A 17,653-nucleotide genomic window follows, 5' to 3' on the forward strand; every position below is an offset into this window, starting at 1 on the left:
AATTATCAATACTATATTGTTGATAATGACCTATGAAGAGATAATTATCAGGCAGAACCGGCACTGGAGGGGCGAAAAATTTCCCACAGGCATAGAGAGGGATATCAAGTTCGAGGTTCTGAAATTTCTTGAAACAAAATACGTTCTTGTAATAACAGGGGTCAGAAGGTCAGGTAAATCCTATCTACTTTTTCAACTTGTGGACGTTTTCTTAAAAAAATTACCGCCCGAAAACGTGCTCTATGTGAATTTCGATGATCCCGTTTTCCTGAGATTAATAACCGATCCTAATGGCATCGAAACCCTCTACAGGGATTACTTAAAGCTTAAAAACCCAAAAGGGATAAAGTATTTGCTGTTTGATGAAATCCAGAACGTTCCAAACTGGGAGAAGTGGATAAAAGCATCCTACGATATGGAGGAAGGTATAAGGTTCATAATAACAGGCTCGAATGCTACGCTGTTATCCTCTGAACTCTCAACGCTCCTGACTGGAAGAAACCTTCAGTTTGAGGTATTTCCCTTTAATTTCAGGGAAATACTGAAAGCAAAGGGTGAAGATATAATCGTATCGCCTGACCCCAGAGAGATTTATGTGAGGAATTACGGGATAAAGGACACACTGAGGCATCATCTTGACGAGGTGCTTAAATGGGGTAGTTTCCCCGAGGTTGTTTTTCTTGATGAATCGCAGAGGGAGGCTGTTTTAAAAGAATATTATAAGGATATCCTATACAGGGACATCGTTCCCCGCTTTGAGGTGAGGCACGCTAATAAACTTGAAGAGATAGCCTATTTTGTAATGGGGAATATTTCAAACGCTGTGAGCTACCATAATATCGGGGAACTTGCAGGAACCCATGAGAATACAGTCAGGGAATATCTTACTTATTTTGAAAAAGCCTATCTTTCGTTTCAGGTTGCTAAATTTTCATACTCACTGAAAGAGCAAATAAAAAATCCAAAGAAGGTTTATTTCATCGATACGGGGATGAGAAATACCGTGTCTTTCAGGTTTTCACAGGATATCGGGAGGCTCTGCGAGAACCTTGTTTTTATTGACCTCAGGAGAAGGGGGAAGAAGGTTTATTACTGGAAGGGAAAGGGCGAAGTTGATTTTGTTGTAATGGAAGGCATGAAGGTGGAGCAGTTGATCCAGGTATGCTGGGATATCAATGATGCTAAGACGAAGGAGAGGGAGGTGGCGGGGCTTGTGGAGGCTATGAGGAGTGTTGAGGTTGAGGAGGGGATTGTTGTGACGGATGATTATTTTGGGGAGGAGGAGAGGGAGGGGAAGAGGGTGAGGTTTGTGCCGCTGTGGTGCTGGCTGGTGAGGGAGTGAGGGGTATTAGGGCTGATGCAAAGAGGTTGTAACACGGTGATGGTTATTTTAATTTCTGTTTTATTTGTTCAAGAGTTTCGCTTATTTTCTTAATGTAGTCTTCAATCTTTCCCGACATTTTCAATTCTCAGCACTAAAAAAGTAGGGGCAAGGAATTCTAATTTTCCAAATACTTTTGGAATTACCGTTGCTTTTCTAGCAACTCTCTGTTCTTCAAGAATTTCATTTGTAGAATAGGCATACCATATTGTAACGCCGGCTAGTACCGCCGTGGCAATAGCAAGAACGATGGTACTTATTTCTATACTGTCCATAGTTACTCCTATTCAACCATACAATTATTTTTCGACTATAAGATAATTGTGTAAATTAGCATATTAAACCTTGTCAATTAAAATTGCGCATATTTTTGTTATGTTATCTGATATTCTAATAAGATGATCACTGCGCCGAGGACGGGATTCGAACCCGCGATGACCTGACGTGATCTATCAGATTATCAGTCTGACGCCTTACCTGGCTAGACTACCTCGGCACGATTTCTACCATGCTTTCAGTATTTCTAAAGAATCTCCTAGCGGTGTGAAAGTATTATCGGATTTCCAAGCAAATACTTAAATAATAGGGAAGATAGAAGATATTCTGACGTGATCAATCAGACATCAGTCTACAACTAGACTGCCGGGGCGCATGCATGATGCCTGCGCCCTTCTGTTTCTCTATTCTTTAAGGCGCTCAACCGAAAGTAAAAGTGAATGCCTGAAGACCGGGGTTCTCTATAACGATCTCAAGCGTATGTTCGCCATAACCTGTGGGGTCTTCAATGAGTTTATAGAGACGGGATTCGGTCACATTAACGATGCTTGAACCATTTTTGTTCATAACATCTGCTCCGGCTTCATTTCCAAGCTGCTTGCCATCACGAAAAATTTGGATTATCGCACCGTCTTTTGCGCTTGCCACAAAATAAACGCTCTTTGCGTTATAGTGGAAAATGACCTTTGCCTGTGGATTTTCATTTTCAGCATATTCTTCCTGAAAATTCCAGCTTCCCACGAGATAGAGGGTGTTGATATTGATTTCTGCGGGTTCGGAAAGGTTTTGAATCCCAACCATATTAGGCATTCCATTGCCAAGATATGTATTCCTGGCCGCACCAAAATAAACCTCTGGGCTTCCCACTTTTGTAAAATCAACATCCACTGCGCTTGCAGGCTTTGAAATTTGAGTGGTAACCTTTTCATTTATATTCAAAACCGCCATCCTCTCCTGCAAAAGTTCCTGGATCTTCTGCTCCGCTTCATCGTATGCCCCTTCGCCAATATGGTCATAGACTATGAACCCATCTATATCGATGAGATATTTATGAGGCCAGTAGAGGTTGCCGTAAGCGGTCCATGTTGAATAATTGTTGTCCATAACCACAGGATATTTAACGCCGAATTTGTTCACCGCAGCAAGCACGTTTTCATATTTTTGTTCAAAGAGGAACTCAGGGGTGTGCACTCCAATGATCTCAAGCCCTTTATCCCCGTACTTTTCATACCAGCTGTTGAGATAGGGTATGGTCCGCTGGCAGTTGATACAACTGTATGTCCAGAAATCGATAAGAATGACCTTCTTGCCAATAAGCTCAGACACCGTGATCTTATCCGTGTTGATATAGCCGGAAGGATTAACAATTTCCTTGGCGAATGGATATTTTGCCAGCTTATCTCTATTGAGAATTCTTTCTTCCTGTGCGGCGTTCGATAAGTTTCCTGCTGCGACGTTAGGCCGGATCACAGCTTCCTGTGGTGATATCCTCACAGGTTTCAGCGACTCTAAATATGTGATCGCCGAGGCAATCGCAATAAGAACCAGGATGAGAGTGATTGTTTTTGTTTTCATTGTCGTAAGATGTAGCGATTGAGAGGCTCAAAATTAGCAATAAGATTCAGGTTCTGGGTAAAGGCAAGGATGCCAAGAATGATAAGTATGATCCCGAAAACCACGTTGATATATTTGAACAATGTTGCATGGCGAATTGTTACGCTGGCGATGAAACTGGATGCCTGCGATGTGAATAACCCCACAATAAGGAAAGGAACACCAAGCCCCAGCGAATACGAAAGCAGAAGATAGAATGCAAGTCCCGGCTCTATAGCAACAAGGCCCAGGATGCTGCCGAATGCGACACCTACACAGGGTGTCCATCCGGCTGCAAGGGCAGATCCAAATAAGAAAGATGTGAGATATTTTGATTTGAATTTCCCGACTTTGAATTTATACTCTCTCTCAAGAAATGGTATCTCAATGAGCCCGACAAGGTAAAGTCCGAAGATGATTATGATACTGCCGCCGATCCGTGCAAGCCATATCTGGACATCGTATGCAGCTCTCGCCAGGATAGAATTTAGCAGAACACCAAGGGCTGCGAATATCACTGAAAATCCCAGAACAAAAAATACGCTGTTGAGAAAAATATCTCTGCGTTTCGATTTCGATTCGCCAATCGACACCCCGGCCAGATATGCCAGGAATCCTGGGATGACCGGCAGCATGCAGGGGGATAGGAAGGATATCAATCCCCCGATGAACGCAACAACAATTGAAATCTCGACCATACACTAACAATAATTTATTGACTGCATTGCTACTTAAAACTTTGTGGCGAATGCTGGTAATTAAGAATTTATGGGTAGATGACGAAAGCTTTATTCATGATTAAAAACGATGTCATTTGGGTGAGAATATGGTTAGTAATGAAAGATATATAGAAAAGCTGGAATTATCTAACATCCAAATTTCTAAGCATTGTATACCTGGAAATAAGACTCGAGCCAATTGGGGTAAGAGTGCATGGTCAATATCTCAGGCAGTAGCGTTGGCATTTTTGGCGTTGCTGGCTCTCGGAACGATTGCGTTTCTTTCTCCGGTTGCTGCCGCGGCAGACGACGGAAATGGAGCTGTGTATACCATGACTAATGCGGCAGCAGGCAACGAGGTGATACGTTATGACCGGGCGGCCGATGGTACATTAATCTTCTCCGGTACCTTCTCAACTAATGGTATGGGGACGGGAAGCAGCCTTGGTAGCCAAGGCGGACTGGTACTCAGCGAAGAAGGCGATTTGCTTTTAGTAGTCAATGCAGGAAGCAATGATACCTCTGTTTTCCGGGTGAAACCCAAAGGCTTGATGCTTACAGACAAGGTTAGTTCAGGTGGAATCCAGCCAATCAGCATCGCAATCCATGAAGATTTGGTGTACGTCCTGAATGCTGGAGCATCCGGTAATATTGCAGGTTTCCATCTGAGCAATAAAGGCAAGCTGTCACTTATTCCCGGATCTACCCGACCTTTGAGTGGCATAGCTGTTGGTCCTGCGGAGATAGCTTTTGATCCCGATGGAAAAGTGTTAGTGGTCACGGAGAAATCCTCCAACATCATCGATACGTATACTGTAGATAAAAAAGGAATTGCGAATGGACCTATGACACATGCTTCTAATGGCGCAACACCATTTGGGTTCGCATTTGATAAAAAAGGACATCTAATTGTTAGTGAAGCTGCTTCCAATGCTCTTTCTTCGTACGCTGTGGATGATCATGGCAATCTGGTCACAATAAGTGGCTCCATCCCGGATTTCCAGATTGCGGCCTGCTGGGTTGTAGTAACTAAAAATGGGAAGTTCGCCTATACAAATAATGCACATAGCGGCACTATCTCGAGTTACGAAATCGGCAAAACAGGGATGATTTCCCTTCTCGATTCGATCGCAGGCACACCCGGCACAGGAAATATTGACTTGGCCTTAAGTAAGAACAGCAAGTTTCTGTATAGCCTGAACTTCGGAGTTAGCACAATTGCTGGCTTCCGGGTTAATCCAGATGGCAGCCTTACACCGGTGACGACGGTTAGTGTACCCGGCGGAGCCAATGGTCTGGCGGCTCGCTAATGGAGGCCAGTAGACCTTGCCTTCATGGATTGAAACCTGGGGCATAGATGAAGTTGGTAATAACACATAGCGAAATGAGGCTTCATCTATGCATCAACGCAACATAAGCGAAATCGCAACCCTGGCCGGCGGATGTTTCTGGTGTCTGGAGGCCATCTTCAACGAACTGCGTGGTGTGGAGAAAGTGGTATCAGGCTTCTCCGGGGGCAGTGCGCCCAACCCATCCTATAGCGAGGTCTGCACCGGAACAACAGGCCACGCCGAGGCTGTCCAGATCACGTTTGATCCCCAGATTATCTCGTTCAGAGAGCTTCTGGAGGTCTTCTTCACGATCCACGACCCAACTACAATGAATCGCCAGGGTGCGGATATTGGCACCCAGTACCGCTCGGTGATATTCTATCATTCATCGGAACAGGAAAAGGTTGCCAGAGAGGTGATTGCAGAAGTCGAGGCTGCAAAAATCTGGGATGCGCCGATCGTAACCGAGCTCACGCCGTTCAAATCGTTCTACACAGCAGAGGAGTATCACCAGGATTATCTTGAGCACAACCCTGACCAACCCTACTGCCGCATAGTGATTGCCCCAAAGGTAGCCAAATTTCGCAAGCAATTTCTTGCTAAGCTCAAGAGGTAATGTTGATCTTCAATCAAATTTTCAATTCGCATGCCTCATGCCCTTATTCACTCCTTATTGTGGTGGCCGGCCAATAATTTGAATAGTGTGACGATATGGCAGACATTCATTAATCCTATGACCCGTCAAATTGTGTTCAATTTATTAGTACCCAAGCTCAGATTTAAATAAAGCCCTCACCTTAACAGCACCACAATTAACAAATATCTGCGTTCATCCGCGTTCATCCGCGGTTGATATCGATTTTAAAATTTATGACCAAAATATTCGAAATCACACATCGCGACACAGCAGCCAGGATTGGCAAACTGTTTCTGGAAAGGGAGCTTTCAACCCCCGCAATCATCGATCCTGGCAAAGCAGACAGCCCCATATTCGATTCCGGCTCCCTGTGGAATAAGACCGCACCCATTGAACCGGATGCCAAGAAGATAATCATTATCCCTCATAAGTCAGTGCCCCTGCATACCCGGGAGGAAATCGTAAGAGAGCTTCAGAATTCGGGTGCGCCGCACTTCACTCACCAGAGCATTGTCATCCATCCCTCCGCTACTGAATATCCGATATCAGACCTGTACGCATTAGGCGCGGCAAAGCAACTTGAGAACAGACCTCGCGAACTCGTTGAGACAATAATCAGGCTCAAAGAAAATACGCGCGCCGACTCCCTGCTCTATGCCCCTGCCCTGGCCACACCTGAAAATCTATCGATGCTGGTATATCTGGGTGTTGATCTTGTGGATGGAACATTGCCGATAATCAAGGCATACCAGGACATTTACCTTACGAACTCAGGCGAATTCCATCTTGACAGGTTGCATGAATTCCCGTGCGTCTGCCCTGCGTGTTATGCAAATACACCGCAGGTTCTCATCAGGTTACCAAAAAAAGAACGCGCCGAGTTGCTATCGCAGCATAATTCAAATAAACTCGTCGAGGAAATGCGCACCATCCGTGAGCATATCAGGGCCGGGCATCTTCGCGAGTACATAGAGCGCCAATGCAGGGCACGCCCCTGGCTCACAGCGGCGCTCCGGCTTATTGATGCCGAGCAGGCATTCCTTGAAAAAAGTACACCGATTTTCCGGTCAGTTACGCTGTATGCCAATACTTCTGAATCGCTTAACAGAGTGGAGATACGAAGGTTTGCCCAAAGGATAATGGAGCGCTACAATGCGCCAGAACTTGATACTCTCGTCTTGCTGCCCTGCTCTGCGAAAAAACCATATTCAATATCCCTCAGCCATCAGAAATTCATAAATGCTTTAGGAAAATACCGAAAGTTCGTGCACGAGGTCATCCTCACCTCGCCCATGGGTGTGGTGCCCCGGGAACTTGAACTGATGTACCCGGCTGCACATTACGATACGCCAGTTACAGGGCACTGGGACCTTGAGGAGAGGGCGTGGGTGGGAAGCTGTCTGAAGTCGTATCTTCTGAAAAACAGATATAAGAACATAATCGCTCATGTCTATGGCGCATACAGGGAGATTTGCGAATCTGTGGAGAGAGAGCTGGGCATGGAATTTGCTTATACGGCAGATGAAGGGGTTACATCCAGTGTTTCTCTGGAAAAACTCAATGAGGCGGTTTCCAGTCTGGAGAATGCAAGAAAGCGCTCATCAGAGGAAACAAAGCTTGATCTGATTCGCGCCACAGCTGATTACCAGTTTGGGAAAGGAGCAGGAGTTATGCTTGTGGAAAATGCCGTTGTCAGAGCACCCTTTCCCAAATTCCAGTTATTCGCAGAAAAACAGCTGGCAACTTTGATCCCTCAATACGGCACTCTCGCCCTGACGGTGGAAGGTGGGCTAAGGCTGCGCGATCATCCCTATTACAGAGTGAAGATTGGTGATTTCGTGCCGCACAGCAGTATCCTCGCGCCCGGCGTACAGGATGCAGATCCTCATATCCGTCCCGGCGACGAAGTGATTGTGGAGGGTGAAAAAGTCTTCGGGGTTGGGCGAGCCTTGATGAGCGGCTGGGAGATGAAAGAGAGCGCAAGGGGGATCGCAGTTGAGCTTCGCCATGTAAAGCTCGTAAATAAGATGTTGTGAGGAATACACAGGTAACAAGGATTGGAAGAGCTGCAAATTTGCAGCTCAGAATAATCGTTTCTACTCCTTTACTTCGATCTTACCTTTCATAAGCTGTGGATGAATTCCGCAAACGTAGTCGAAAGTCCCGGCTTGGCTGAAAGTTTGATTGAAAGAATCCCCGGGATTAAGTATAGATGAAGCAAACGACTGATTGTTCTCAACCACAGAATGTGCTATCACATCATAATTGACCCATCTAACTGTGGTACCGGCTTTAACCTGCAGCGTAGCTGGCCTGAAGCTCATCGAGGAGATGAAAACCTCGTTCTGACCTGCTACAGGCAAGGCGCCATACTTTCCAGGGACAAAGAACAAGTCCTTCTGGAAGACATAATCTTTGTCGTGGGCAGCCAGGTGGCAGGCAGCGCATGCATAGGTATTCTGAGGCGGTACGAGGACGGTTTTATTCGGGCGGTATGCCGCATATTCCCATTCGTCATTGCGCACGTTTTGATATTCTGCGCCAAAGCCCAGTTCTTTACGCATCACAAGAACGCCCTGGAGTTGATCGCGTATATAGTGGCCGTCAGCATCTTTCTGTATATTGCCCGAAGCGTCCTGCTTGGTGCTATATGTCTCCATGGCCAGGATGCTGCCATAAGGAAATAGCTGGCCTGGTTTCAATAAGGAAGCATTGTCATTGGCGTAAACCACGAGCACCCGTTTATTATCTGGCCTGTCGAACACATAGAATAATTTAAAGTTTGTCTGATAGCCTTCAGGGAAACCCACGCGATCTATTCTAGGGGCGGGCACTGGTGTGGCTGGCGCTGGTGTTCCCGGCGGTGTTGTAGGGATCGGCTGCGTGCTCACACAACCTGAAACTACTAACAATAATACGATACTAATAGATGTTAAGATATATCCCATTCCTCGCTTAATCAAAATTAACCTCCGATAATATCATATTCAAGCTGATATTTAAAATATTCCAATAATTTTTCTATCAGGTCTCAAAATGCATTAAACTAGGCAGACTGAAATCAATATATAGTCTTGTCTCCAATGATATTGTAGGTTTCTGAAATGAGGCTCTCGTGTTCATCCCTGTTCCTCTGGGAATACAGTGTCTATGAAATAATGGAGATACTGCTGGAGGCCGGGATAAAAAGGGTCGAATTCTGGGCAGAGACCCCTGATTTCTGGGCAGTGAGGAACGATGGAACGTCCATCGTGATACTTGAAGAAGCGATATCCATGATGCCGGAAGGATGCACGCTCCATGCACCGATACTGGATTTGAACGCGGCGTCATATAATGACCTGGTGTACGAGGCCACGATAAAGGAAACATTGTGGTCGCTTGAGCTTGCCAGCAGGCTCGGGGCGAGGCTGGTCACGATCCATCCCGGCAAGAGGACCGTTCATCGCACTCCCACAAATGAAGACTGGGACAAGTTCTTGAAATACCTGGTGACAGCCGGGAAAAGGGCAGATTCACTTGATCTGGATCTTTCGCTGGAGAACAGCATGCCGGGCATATCGAGCATGTGTTCCACCCCCGACGAAATGAAAGAGGTTCTGGACGATTTTCCGGGGCTTTCTTTTACTCTGGATATAACCCATGCTTTCATCCAATCCTCCAATACCGCCCTATCCTTCATTGAAGAACTGGGCGATAGAATAATCAATGTGCATATAGGGGGGCCGCATGATGGAAAGCCGCATTACCCTTCCCACATGGTAAAAGGACTGGACAAGGTCCTGAGTGCGCTTCGAGATACGGGTTATAATGGAGACCTTACGATGGAGATCGATGATAAAGTATATTCAAAACCCCTTTCAAGGGAGGACAAGATAATGGAACTGATAAAAGAAAGGGAACATCTGGAATTGATTTTCGGAGGGTAGAATCTCTGCAGGAATCATAATGAATTATCGTGATTAAATAGATAAATATATATCCTTTTAAATGCAAAGTTATCCATGAAGATCCGGCAAAATTGTGGCTCATTCAGGATGCTGTTTATTTTGGCCTCCTTGAAATGCCCGGGTCTTCTTAATCAACAGAGCAGCGAAAGTTCTTTTGTATTTCAAAATTATTTACCTTCGAATGTCTGATCCAGAATCCAAAAAGAGAATAATCCTCCATGCGGATATGAACTATTTCTTTGCCCAGTGCGAGGAAAGGGAACACCCTGAGATTAAAGGCAGGCCTGTGGTGGTATGCGTATATTCGGGGCGAGGAGGGGACAGCGGCGCTGTGAGCACGAGCAACTACGAAGCCCGAAAATTAGGGATAAAAGCCGGGATTCCAATCAGCCGCGCAAAAAAAATGGTTAAGGATGCGGTATTTCTTCCGGTAAATATGGAACTTTACCGCAGCATTTCGGATGAGGTGATGGAGATACTGCGAGGGCATTGCATGACGTTTGAACAGGAGAGCGTGGATGAGGCTTTCTGTGAAATCACCGGAATGGTTCCTGACTATGAGGAAGCAAGATTGTTGGCTGTGAAGATCAAAGAGGAAATCAGGAAGAAAGTGGGATTGACATGCTCGGTAGGAGTGGCGCCGAATAAACTCGTTGCCAAAATAGCTTCGGATTTCAGGAAACCGGATGGATTGACCGTCGTGAAACCGGATGAAATCCAGAAGTTCCTCGCACCGCTTAAGATCACTGACATTGCAGGCGTGGGAAAGAAGACGGGGGAGAGATTGAATGAGCTGGGAGTCCGGACCATCGGAGAGCTTTCAATGGTTTCGGCAGAAGAACTCACCCGGGAATTCGGGCAGGCCAAGGGAATGTGGTTGAAACAGGCATCGCGGGGGATAGATGATTCACCTGTGATAGAGCGGGAAGGCACGGAGCAGATAGGACGGATAACCACGTTGAAGGAGGATACAAAGGATGTGCATATTATTTTTAGTGCCATAGATGAGCTTTCAGAGGATGTGTACAGGAAACTTATTGAGCGAAAGCTTGGCTTCAAGTCCATCTCGTTCGTGGCGATTACAAGCGATTTTAAAACCCACTCCAAGACACACACGCTCAGCGCGCCGGCAAAAGATCTTGATACAATCAGGACGGAAGCTCGCGAGCTTGCCAGAGCCTTCCTTACTGAGAATCCTGCAGCACTTCGAAGGGTTGGGGTAAAAGCTGCGAATCTGATGGAAGAGAAAGGCCAGAGGACGCTTGGTGAATTTTAGGAATATAGAATTACAATCTTAGACGTACCCACAAGATTAATTAACCAACTAAATTATATAACATGGGTACTACGAGGCGAAATGATTACTAAACAGGAGATTCTTGATATTTTGGAAGGTTACGATAAGGATGATCTGGCTATCGCCACTGTCTGTTCGCACAGCAGCCTCCAGATATTCGATGGCGCAAGAAAAGAAGGTTTCAAGACTATCGGCATATGCATGGGCGCGCCTCCCAAGTTCTATGATGCTTTTCCAAAGGCAAAGCCCGATGAATTTTTCATCGTCAAAGATTATAAGGAAATCCTTTCAAAGACAGAAGAACTTGGAGCAAAGAACGCCATAATTATCCCTCACGGCTCTTTTGTGGAATACCTGGGTGCCACCAATTTCCAGGAACTGCACCTACCCACCTACGGAAACCGCCGGGTGCTTGAATGGGAATCAGATAGGGAAATGAGCCGGAATTGGCTTGAATCCGCAGGAATAAAAATGCCAAGGCAGATAAAAAACCCGGAGGATATCGACTCGCCCATGATGGTAAAGTACTACGGGGCAAAAGGCGGGATGGGTTTCTTTGTTGTAAAGAATTATTCCGATTTCAAAAAAAGGATCAACATTTCTGAAAAATATACCATTCAGGAATTCGTTCTCGGAACGCGTTATTACATGCATTATTTTTACTCGCCTATCAAACAGGAAGGATATGCTTTGAGCAAGGGTACGCTTGAACTGCTGGGGATCGACAGGCGCGTGGAATCGAACGCAGATGAGATATTCAGGATCGGTTCACCCACGGAACTTGCCGAAGCCGGGATATATCCCACGTTCGTGGTCACGGGGAACATTCCTCTCATAGTGAGGGAATCGCTCCTTCCCAGGATATTTGATATGGGTGAAAAAGTAGTGGAAAAATCACTTGAGTTGTTCGGGGGCATGATCGGACCGTTCTGTCTTGAGGCCGTGGTGACGGACTCGCTCGAGTTGAAAGTATTTGAGATCTCAGCACGCATCGTTGCCGGAACGAATCTTTTCATTAACGGTTCTCCGTATTCGGATCTTGTGGAGGAAAAACTCTCCATGGGAAGACGTATAGCGCGGGAGATCAAGATCGCCCGGGACACGGATATGCTTTCGGAGGTGATCTCATGACCCGGAAAACGGAATACGACGTTGTGATCGTGGGTGCAGGGCCGGCTGGCATGTTCGCGGCAGATGAGCTTGCGGGAAAGTTGGACGTGCTTATCATAGACCAGGGACGCGATATCAAAGAGCGGGAATGCAAGATGAAGCGCAGGGGCATCTGCACCCACTGCGACCCGTGCGATATAATGTGCGGCGTGGGAGGTGCGGGGACGTACTCCGATGGAACATTGAATTTGCGCCCCGATATCGGAGGGGACCTTGCAGAGCAGACAGGTGACACCGAATATGCATGGCAGCTTGTGGACCATGTGGATAAGGTGTTCGTGAGATACGGAGCGCCCGAACAATTGTATATTCCGAAAGGAAACGAGGTGGAGCAGTTGAAACGCCGTGCCGCTGCCGTGGGAGCGAGATTCATTGAGATCATCCAGAGACATATGGGTTCAGATAACGCCCCGAAGGTGATAGGCAACTTCGAGAAAGACCTGGAAGAGAGAGGGATTGAATTCCTCCTCAATACAAAGGTGGCAGATCTCATCATAGAGAATGGAACATGCAATGGTGTTGTTTTGAATGACGGAATAGAGATACGCTCCCGCTTTACCCTGATAGCGCCGGGAAGGGTTGGCGCCTCGTGGGTGGACGAGATCGTGAATAGGCACAAAATTGGGGCGAAATATGCACCCATTGACGTCGGTGTGCGGGTGGAAGTACCCGCAATAGTTATGGACCCCATAACCAAAATAAACCGCGACCCTAAGTTCCACATCCAGACCAAGACCTACGATGATTTTGTCAGGACGTTCTGCACAAATGAGCACGGCTTCGTTGTCAAGGAAGAGTACGAAGGGTTCATAGCCACGAACGGCCACTCCATGAGGAATATGGAATCCGAGAACACAAATTTTGCTTTTATCGTGAGAGTTGAGCTCACTGAGCCCATGGAGAATACCGTGCGCTACGGGCGCAGCATTGCCAAACTTGCCACAACCATCGGCGGAGGGAAACCCGTACTGCAGAGGATGGGTGACCTGCGCAGGGGTCGGCGCAGTACCGAAAAGAGGCTCAAGAAGAATGTGGTAATAAATACCCTGAAGGATGTTACGCCAGGGGATATCTCAATGGCTCTGCCTCACCGTATCGTCACTGATATAAGAGAAGGTCTTGAGGTATTGAACGAGATCATACCCGGTGTGGCATCGGATTCAACGCTCCTGTACGCGCCCGAGGTCAAGTTCTATTCCATGCAGGTGCTGGTTGACAGGAACATGGAAAGCAATGTCAAGAACCTGTTCGCGGCGGGGGACGGCGCGGGGCTTTCGAGGGATATTGTGAATGCTTCGGCCACGGGAGTGATCGCAGGGCGGGGAATATTGAAGAAGGTGGGGTGAATATTTGAAGATTGCAAAATATATGGCAAGACTAATTATTTAAACTCATAATAATAAAAGCTGAGTATATGCTTTCACGCAAAGTTTCAGAAAAAATTGTATCGGAACTGATAGATGTATTTCAGAAGGATCTTTGCAGTGTGATTTTATTCGGTTCCTATGCAAAAGGGACTGCCCAGACATATTCTGATATTGATATCCTTATTATCCTGAACAGGAAATTCGGAAATTGGATGGAGCGGCGAGATCTTGAAATAGGACTCAGAAAAAGGCTATATCGAACAATAGGTCAGGTCTCTCCAAAGACCGGGTCTATCAAAGAATTGGAGGCTGCATTGGATGCTCTAAATCCACTGATACTTAATATCCTGGATTCTGGTATTATTTTATACGATAATGGCGCATTCGCTAAACTAAAGGAACATTTTGAGCAAAAAGTATCTACGGACGTTCTGAGGCACGCTGATTACTGGGAAGTGGTTGCTTGACGCGGAACCTGGATATTGCTGAAGCATATTTTGTAGAAGCTAAAAATGATTATGATACTGTATCGATACTTATTAAAAGTAAAAAATTCAGCATCGCAGTATATCATGCACAACAAGCAGTTGAAAAATTGCTAAAATCATGCCTTGCAGCAGAAGGTAAAATCGGCATATTTAAACATGAAATTTTCTCGTTTTTCCTGAATGAGTTTAAGGATAAAATAGACAACTTGAAAATGGCAAAACTCGAAGATGCTGTCATTCCACTTGAAGAAAATTGGGCGCTCTCGAGATATCCAGACTGGAGCAATAAGCCAATTTGGATTCCATCCCAACAATTCACTGTTGATAACGCACAAATGAGTGAAAAGAGGATGCAAACAGTTTTTGAGATATTATTGCCTTTTCTGAAGAAAAAATATAAAATTCAGGTATAACCAATGGGACCTACTTACATCGCCCGATGCGTGCAGCTCGCCATGCTTCTCGAGGTCTCAGCCACGCCCAAGCCAGGAAACATCGACAGGGACCATAACTACACAGATACCCGTTTTGAGCATTTCCTGGCAAGCGCCGTAGGTGTGTATCCTGTGATGGAGAAAGCAGCAGGCTCGAAATCCGGCGTAGGAGCGCTCATCCGCGAAGCTGTTGCGGAGAGCAGCAAATGGCAGAAGGGAGGCAATACTCATTTTGGGGCATTCATTCTTCTCATCCCGCTAGTCATGGCTGCGGGTAAGTGTGAGGATAAGAAGTGCCTGAGGGAGCGGGTTGAGAAGATAGTGAGAGAAACAACCGTGGAAGACGCCATCGAATTTTATCGCGCCTTCTCCCTGGCCCGGGTAAAAGTCAAACCAGTGGAACAGCTTGGCCTTGGTGATGAATCATCTGTCGACAAAATAAAAGCGCAGGGATTGACACTTTATGACCTGATGGAGATCTCCTGCAGTTATGATATGATAGCGGCTGAATGGGTGAATGGTTTCCAGAAAACCTTCGAATGCGCAGCATCGATCCGTGACAAGCTCAATAAGTGCGGTATCAATGATGCTGTGGTTCTTACGTTCATGGAGCTCTTATCCAGCAGCAAGGATACATTCATCCAGACGAAATTCGACATTAAAAAAGCTGAAGAGGTTTCCTTGAGGGCAAAAAAGATACTGAAGAGGGGGAACGGCATGGATAAGATAATGGATGAAATACATTCCTTTGACGATGACCTATTAAAGGAAAGAATCAATCCCGGCTCGACCGCGGATTTAATCATTGCAGGGCTTTTTGTTTCTCTATTTGAGGGGATGAGATTCTGATCGACATTGACGAGTTCGGGATACAGGAAGGGATATCAGAGGTAATTTTCACGACTATATCTCCCGATGGGATGCCAAATGCCGCGCCAATGGGTTTACACAGAGAGAACAGCAGGCTTTTTGCCCGGATCTATGAATCAAAGACGCTTGAGAATATATTGGGCAGGCCCATGGCAGCAGCAAATATCGCGGACGACCCGACCATATTCGTGCAGGCCTCGCTTTCCGATATCGAGCCAGAAAGATTCGAATTTTTTGAAGGTTTCCCTGTTCTGAAAGAGGCAATGGGATGGCTTGTTTTTGATTGCAGATGTAAAAAGGGTGAGAAAATCTCAGTGGTGGAATTATCTCCAATTAATGGAAAAATAAATACCCGAAAGATTCATCCGGTGAACCGCGGTTTAAATGCAGTCATAGAGGCATCGATCCACGCTACGCGATATGTGATCCTGAAAGAAAGGAAATACCTTGATCGCATTGGGTATTACAATACAATAGTCCAGAAATGCGGCGGAGCGCGCGAGAAGGAAGCTATGCGATTGCTTTATTCTCTGATTGAAAATGAGGAGCGAAAGTAACATCATCGCCAGCCCAAACATTATATTTAACGGGTGAAACGGGGATTTAAAATAAGATCGTTGACAGGAACTGGCAGTCTCAGAAAGATTTTTATATTCCTTGAAATAACTATTTATGATCGGGTTATTCTAAAATTTCCTGACTCATGGAGTGGTAATATGTTAAGAAATAAAGTCAATAGAGGGTATGCCCTCAGAATAGCGCTTGGAATGCTGGCATTCATGCTGCTATCCGGAAGCGCCGCAGTGCAGGGGAAGACATGGTATGTCCTGGCAGGCGGGGAAACACCAGACATGGCGATCCAGGGTATGGGATTCTATCCCGGCAACATCACCATAAATGAAGGTGATACTATTAACTGGACGCTGGGGGGACATAATCTTCATACCGTCAGCTTCCTTAGCGGTGGTCCAACCCCTATACCGGGTAGCCCGGCTTCATTATCGCCAGCTGGCGGCTCCACATACGACGGCACGGGCATCGTTAGCTCCGGCCTGATATTTCCCGGGATGAGCTACTCGCTGACTTTCACAACAGCCGGGAATTATTCATATCAATGCCTAATCCATTCCGGCATGGCAGGTGCGGTCATGGTGCAGAATGCTGGCAGCCCTTACCCGTTCACACAGGGTCAGTATAATGCAAAGGGCAGGAAGGAACTGAAAGAAGACCTGGAAACGGGGAAGATGTTGGTGGAAAATTTGGGATTGACCTCAAATCCCGGGCCAAACGGCACAACCGTGTGGCAGGCATCTATTGATATACCATTGCCGGTAGATGCAAAACACAAAGCATCATACATGCGTTTTACACCCAGGGTGTTGAAGATACATACCGATGATCAGGTGGTCTGGACTCAACTGGATCCTATGGAGATACATACGGTGACCTTCCTGGCTGCAGGCCAAAAGCCACTAGAATTCGTAATACCGATAGCTGGTGGATTCATGATAAATCCTGATGCTGCCGCTCCGTCAGGCGGAAGCAGCTACAATGGCACCGGGAACGCCAGCTCGGGTGTACTTCCACCAGGGCAGAATTACACCCTGAAGTTCACAAAGCCAGGCACTTACAGTTATCTATGCCTGATTCACGATGAAATGAAGATGGTAGGCAAGGTGCTGGTAATGCCGCCCGGAGGCAGTATCGAAGGGTTTACGATCAACGATACTAACGGGAATGGAAAGCAGGATGCGGGCGAGGCGGGTCTGCCGGGGTGGAAGATCAAGCTGAAAGGCATTGGGGCAGGAACCAGGGATATCGAGAAAGAAAATACCACTGATGCCATGGGATTCTACAGGTTCGATGAACTTCCGGCAGGTAAATATCTTGTGGAGGAAGTACACAAGAAAGGCTTTGTCCCTACGAGTCCTCCCGTGAAGAGCGTAACGCTGGCACAGGGTGAGAATTCAATGAACAATAATTTCACGAACAAGCCCAAACATACTGAAAAATATGACGAAGAGGACGCCGACCAATCCAGATAACACAACGAAGATAAGTTACAGATTAGAAGGGACAAATAACTGGATTTGTCCCCCATTTTTAGAAACGATATTCGTATTTCTTATGGATTTAGAAT

17 protein-coding genes and 1 tRNA gene are annotated in these 17,653 nt (G+C 46.2%); 13 read left to right on the plus strand and 5 right to left on the minus strand.

Annotated features, from left to right (window positions below):
* Positions 1-25 precede the first annotated feature (25 nt).
* Positions 26-1,342: an ATP-binding protein gene (locus tag O8C65_12440; protein MCZ7357730.1), complete on the plus strand. Its 1,317-nt coding sequence runs from the start codon at positions 26-28 to the stop codon at positions 1,340-1,342.
* A 101-nt stretch (positions 1,343-1,443) separates the two neighbouring features.
* Here O8C65_12440 and O8C65_12445 read toward each other — a convergent pair whose 3' ends face one another.
* From O8C65_12445 to O8C65_12460, 4 genes are all read right to left on the minus strand, one after another.
* Positions 1,444-1,656 (minus strand): hypothetical protein, encoded by a 213-nt coding sequence (locus O8C65_12445; protein ID MCZ7357731.1) that lies wholly within the window; start codon positions 1,654-1,656, stop codon positions 1,444-1,446.
* 133 nt (positions 1,657-1,789) lie between these two features.
* Positions 1,790-1,877: transfer RNA gene (locus tag O8C65_12450), tRNA-Ile, on the minus strand.
* 200 nt (positions 1,878-2,077) lie between these two features.
* Positions 2,078-3,232 (minus strand): redoxin domain-containing protein, encoded by a 1,155-nt coding sequence (locus O8C65_12455; protein ID MCZ7357732.1) that lies wholly within the window; start codon positions 3,230-3,232, stop codon positions 2,078-2,080.
* Complete coding sequence (locus O8C65_12460) at positions 3,229-3,948, minus strand: hypothetical protein (protein MCZ7357733.1); 720 nt, start codon at positions 3,946-3,948, stop codon at positions 3,229-3,231. The genes O8C65_12455 and O8C65_12460 overlap by 4 nt, the downstream gene beginning before the upstream one ends.
* A 128-nt stretch (positions 3,949-4,076) precedes the next feature.
* Here O8C65_12460 and O8C65_12465 point away from each other — a divergent pair, with 128 nt between their 5' ends.
* From O8C65_12465 to arcS, 3 genes are all read left to right on the plus strand, one after another.
* Complete coding sequence (locus O8C65_12465; protein ID MCZ7357734.1) at positions 4,077-5,279, plus strand: beta-propeller fold lactonase family protein; 1,203 nt, start codon at positions 4,077-4,079, stop codon at positions 5,277-5,279.
* 88 nt (positions 5,280-5,367) lie between these two features.
* Positions 5,368-5,916, plus strand: a complete 549-nt coding sequence (msrA, locus tag O8C65_12470; protein ID MCZ7357735.1) for a peptide-methionine (S)-S-oxide reductase MsrA — start codon at positions 5,368-5,370, stop codon at positions 5,914-5,916.
* A gap of 254 nt (positions 5,917-6,170) precedes the next feature.
* The gene (gene arcS / locus O8C65_12475; GenBank protein MCZ7357736.1) at positions 6,171-7,973 is read left to right on the plus strand and encodes an archaeosine synthase subunit alpha; all 1,803 of its coding nucleotides are present in this window, start codon (positions 6,171-6,173) and stop codon (positions 7,971-7,973) included.
* 60 nt (positions 7,974-8,033) lie between these two features.
* Here arcS and O8C65_12480 read toward each other — a convergent pair whose 3' ends face one another.
* Complete coding sequence (locus O8C65_12480) at positions 8,034-8,900, minus strand: cytochrome P460 family protein (protein MCZ7357737.1); 867 nt, start codon at positions 8,898-8,900, stop codon at positions 8,034-8,036.
* A 141-nt stretch (positions 8,901-9,041) separates the two neighbouring features.
* On the opposite strand from O8C65_12480, the gene O8C65_12485 reads away from it, so the two are divergent.
* The 9 genes from O8C65_12485 (at position 9,042) to O8C65_12525 (ending at position 17,558) form a co-directional block, all read left to right on the plus strand.
* On the plus strand, positions 9,042-9,866 hold the full coding sequence (locus tag O8C65_12485) for a sugar phosphate isomerase/epimerase (protein MCZ7357738.1): 825 nt from the start codon (positions 9,042-9,044) through the stop codon (positions 9,864-9,866).
* Positions 9,867-10,068: 202 nt separating this feature from the next.
* Positions 10,069-11,163: a DNA polymerase IV gene (gene dinB, locus O8C65_12490; protein MCZ7357739.1), complete on the plus strand. Its 1,095-nt coding sequence runs from the start codon at positions 10,069-10,071 to the stop codon at positions 11,161-11,163.
* An 81-nt stretch (positions 11,164-11,244) separates the two neighbouring features.
* Positions 11,245-12,315, plus strand: a complete 1,071-nt coding sequence (locus tag O8C65_12495) for a formate--phosphoribosylaminoimidazolecarboxamide ligase (protein MCZ7357740.1) — start codon at positions 11,245-11,247, stop codon at positions 12,313-12,315.
* Positions 12,312-13,700, plus strand: a complete 1,389-nt coding sequence (locus O8C65_12500) for an NAD(P)/FAD-dependent oxidoreductase (GenBank protein MCZ7357741.1) — start codon at positions 12,312-12,314, stop codon at positions 13,698-13,700. Before O8C65_12495 ends, O8C65_12500 begins: the two co-directional genes overlap by 4 nt.
* Before the next feature lie 68 nt (positions 13,701-13,768).
* Positions 13,769-14,188 carry a nucleotidyltransferase domain-containing protein gene (locus tag O8C65_12505; protein MCZ7357742.1) on the plus strand — a complete coding sequence of 140 codons (420 nt, stop codon included), beginning with the start codon at positions 13,769-13,771 and terminating at the stop codon, positions 14,186-14,188.
* Positions 14,185-14,622, plus strand: a complete 438-nt coding sequence (locus O8C65_12510; GenBank protein MCZ7357743.1) for a HEPN domain-containing protein — start codon at positions 14,185-14,187, stop codon at positions 14,620-14,622. The genes O8C65_12505 and O8C65_12510 overlap by 4 nt, the downstream gene beginning before the upstream one ends.
* A 3-nt stretch (positions 14,623-14,625) precedes the next feature.
* Positions 14,626-15,492 carry a triphosphoribosyl-dephospho-CoA synthase gene (locus O8C65_12515; GenBank protein ID MCZ7357744.1) on the plus strand — a complete coding sequence of 289 codons (867 nt, stop codon included), beginning with the start codon at positions 14,626-14,628 and terminating at the stop codon, positions 15,490-15,492.
* Between the two features lie 44 nt (positions 15,493-15,536).
* Complete coding sequence (locus tag O8C65_12520; GenBank protein MCZ7357745.1) at positions 15,537-16,070, plus strand: DUF447 family protein; 534 nt, start codon at positions 15,537-15,539, stop codon at positions 16,068-16,070.
* Positions 16,071-16,229: 159 nt separating this feature from the next.
* The gene (locus tag O8C65_12525; protein ID MCZ7357746.1) at positions 16,230-17,558 is read left to right on the plus strand and encodes a plastocyanin/azurin family copper-binding protein; all 1,329 of its coding nucleotides are present in this window, start codon (positions 16,230-16,232) and stop codon (positions 17,556-17,558) included.
* The last annotated feature ends 95 nt before the right edge of the window (positions 17,559-17,653 follow it).

Origin of the sequence: Candidatus Methanoperedens sp., from assembly GCA_027460535.1 — an archaeon.
Taxonomy (GTDB): Archaea; Halobacteriota; Methanosarcinia; order Methanosarcinales; family Methanoperedenaceae; genus Methanoperedens.

Coding starts and splice junctions, on each gene's coding strand:
- O8C65_12440 (MCZ7357730.1), top strand. CDS start 26: ATGACCTATGAAGAGATAATTATCAGGCAGAACCGGCACTGGAGGGGC.
- O8C65_12445 (MCZ7357731.1), bottom strand. CDS start 1,656: ATGGACAGTATAGAAATAAGTACCATCGTTCTTGCTATTGCCACGGCG.
- O8C65_12455 (MCZ7357732.1), bottom strand. CDS start 3,232: ATGAAAACAAAAACAATCACTCTCATCCTGGTTCTTATTGCGATTGCC.
- O8C65_12460 (MCZ7357733.1), bottom strand. CDS start 3,948: ATGGTCGAGATTTCAATTGTTGTTGCGTTCATCGGGGGATTGATATCC.
- O8C65_12465 (MCZ7357734.1), top strand. CDS start 4,077: ATGGTTAGTAATGAAAGATATATAGAAAAGCTGGAATTATCTAACATC.
- msrA (MCZ7357735.1), top strand. CDS start 5,368: ATGCATCAACGCAACATAAGCGAAATCGCAACCCTGGCCGGCGGATGT.
- arcS (MCZ7357736.1), top strand. CDS start 6,171: ATGACCAAAATATTCGAAATCACACATCGCGACACAGCAGCCAGGATT.
- O8C65_12485 (MCZ7357738.1), top strand. CDS start 9,042: ATGAGGCTCTCGTGTTCATCCCTGTTCCTCTGGGAATACAGTGTCTAT.
- dinB (MCZ7357739.1), top strand. CDS start 10,069: ATGTCTGATCCAGAATCCAAAAAGAGAATAATCCTCCATGCGGATATG.
- O8C65_12495 (MCZ7357740.1), top strand. CDS start 11,245: ATGATTACTAAACAGGAGATTCTTGATATTTTGGAAGGTTACGATAAG.
- O8C65_12500 (MCZ7357741.1), top strand. CDS start 12,312: ATGACCCGGAAAACGGAATACGACGTTGTGATCGTGGGTGCAGGGCCG.
- O8C65_12505 (MCZ7357742.1), top strand. CDS start 13,769: ATGCTTTCACGCAAAGTTTCAGAAAAAATTGTATCGGAACTGATAGAT.
- O8C65_12515 (MCZ7357744.1), top strand. CDS start 14,626: ATGGGACCTACTTACATCGCCCGATGCGTGCAGCTCGCCATGCTTCTC.
- O8C65_12525 (MCZ7357746.1), top strand. CDS start 16,230: ATGTTAAGAAATAAAGTCAATAGAGGGTATGCCCTCAGAATAGCGCTT.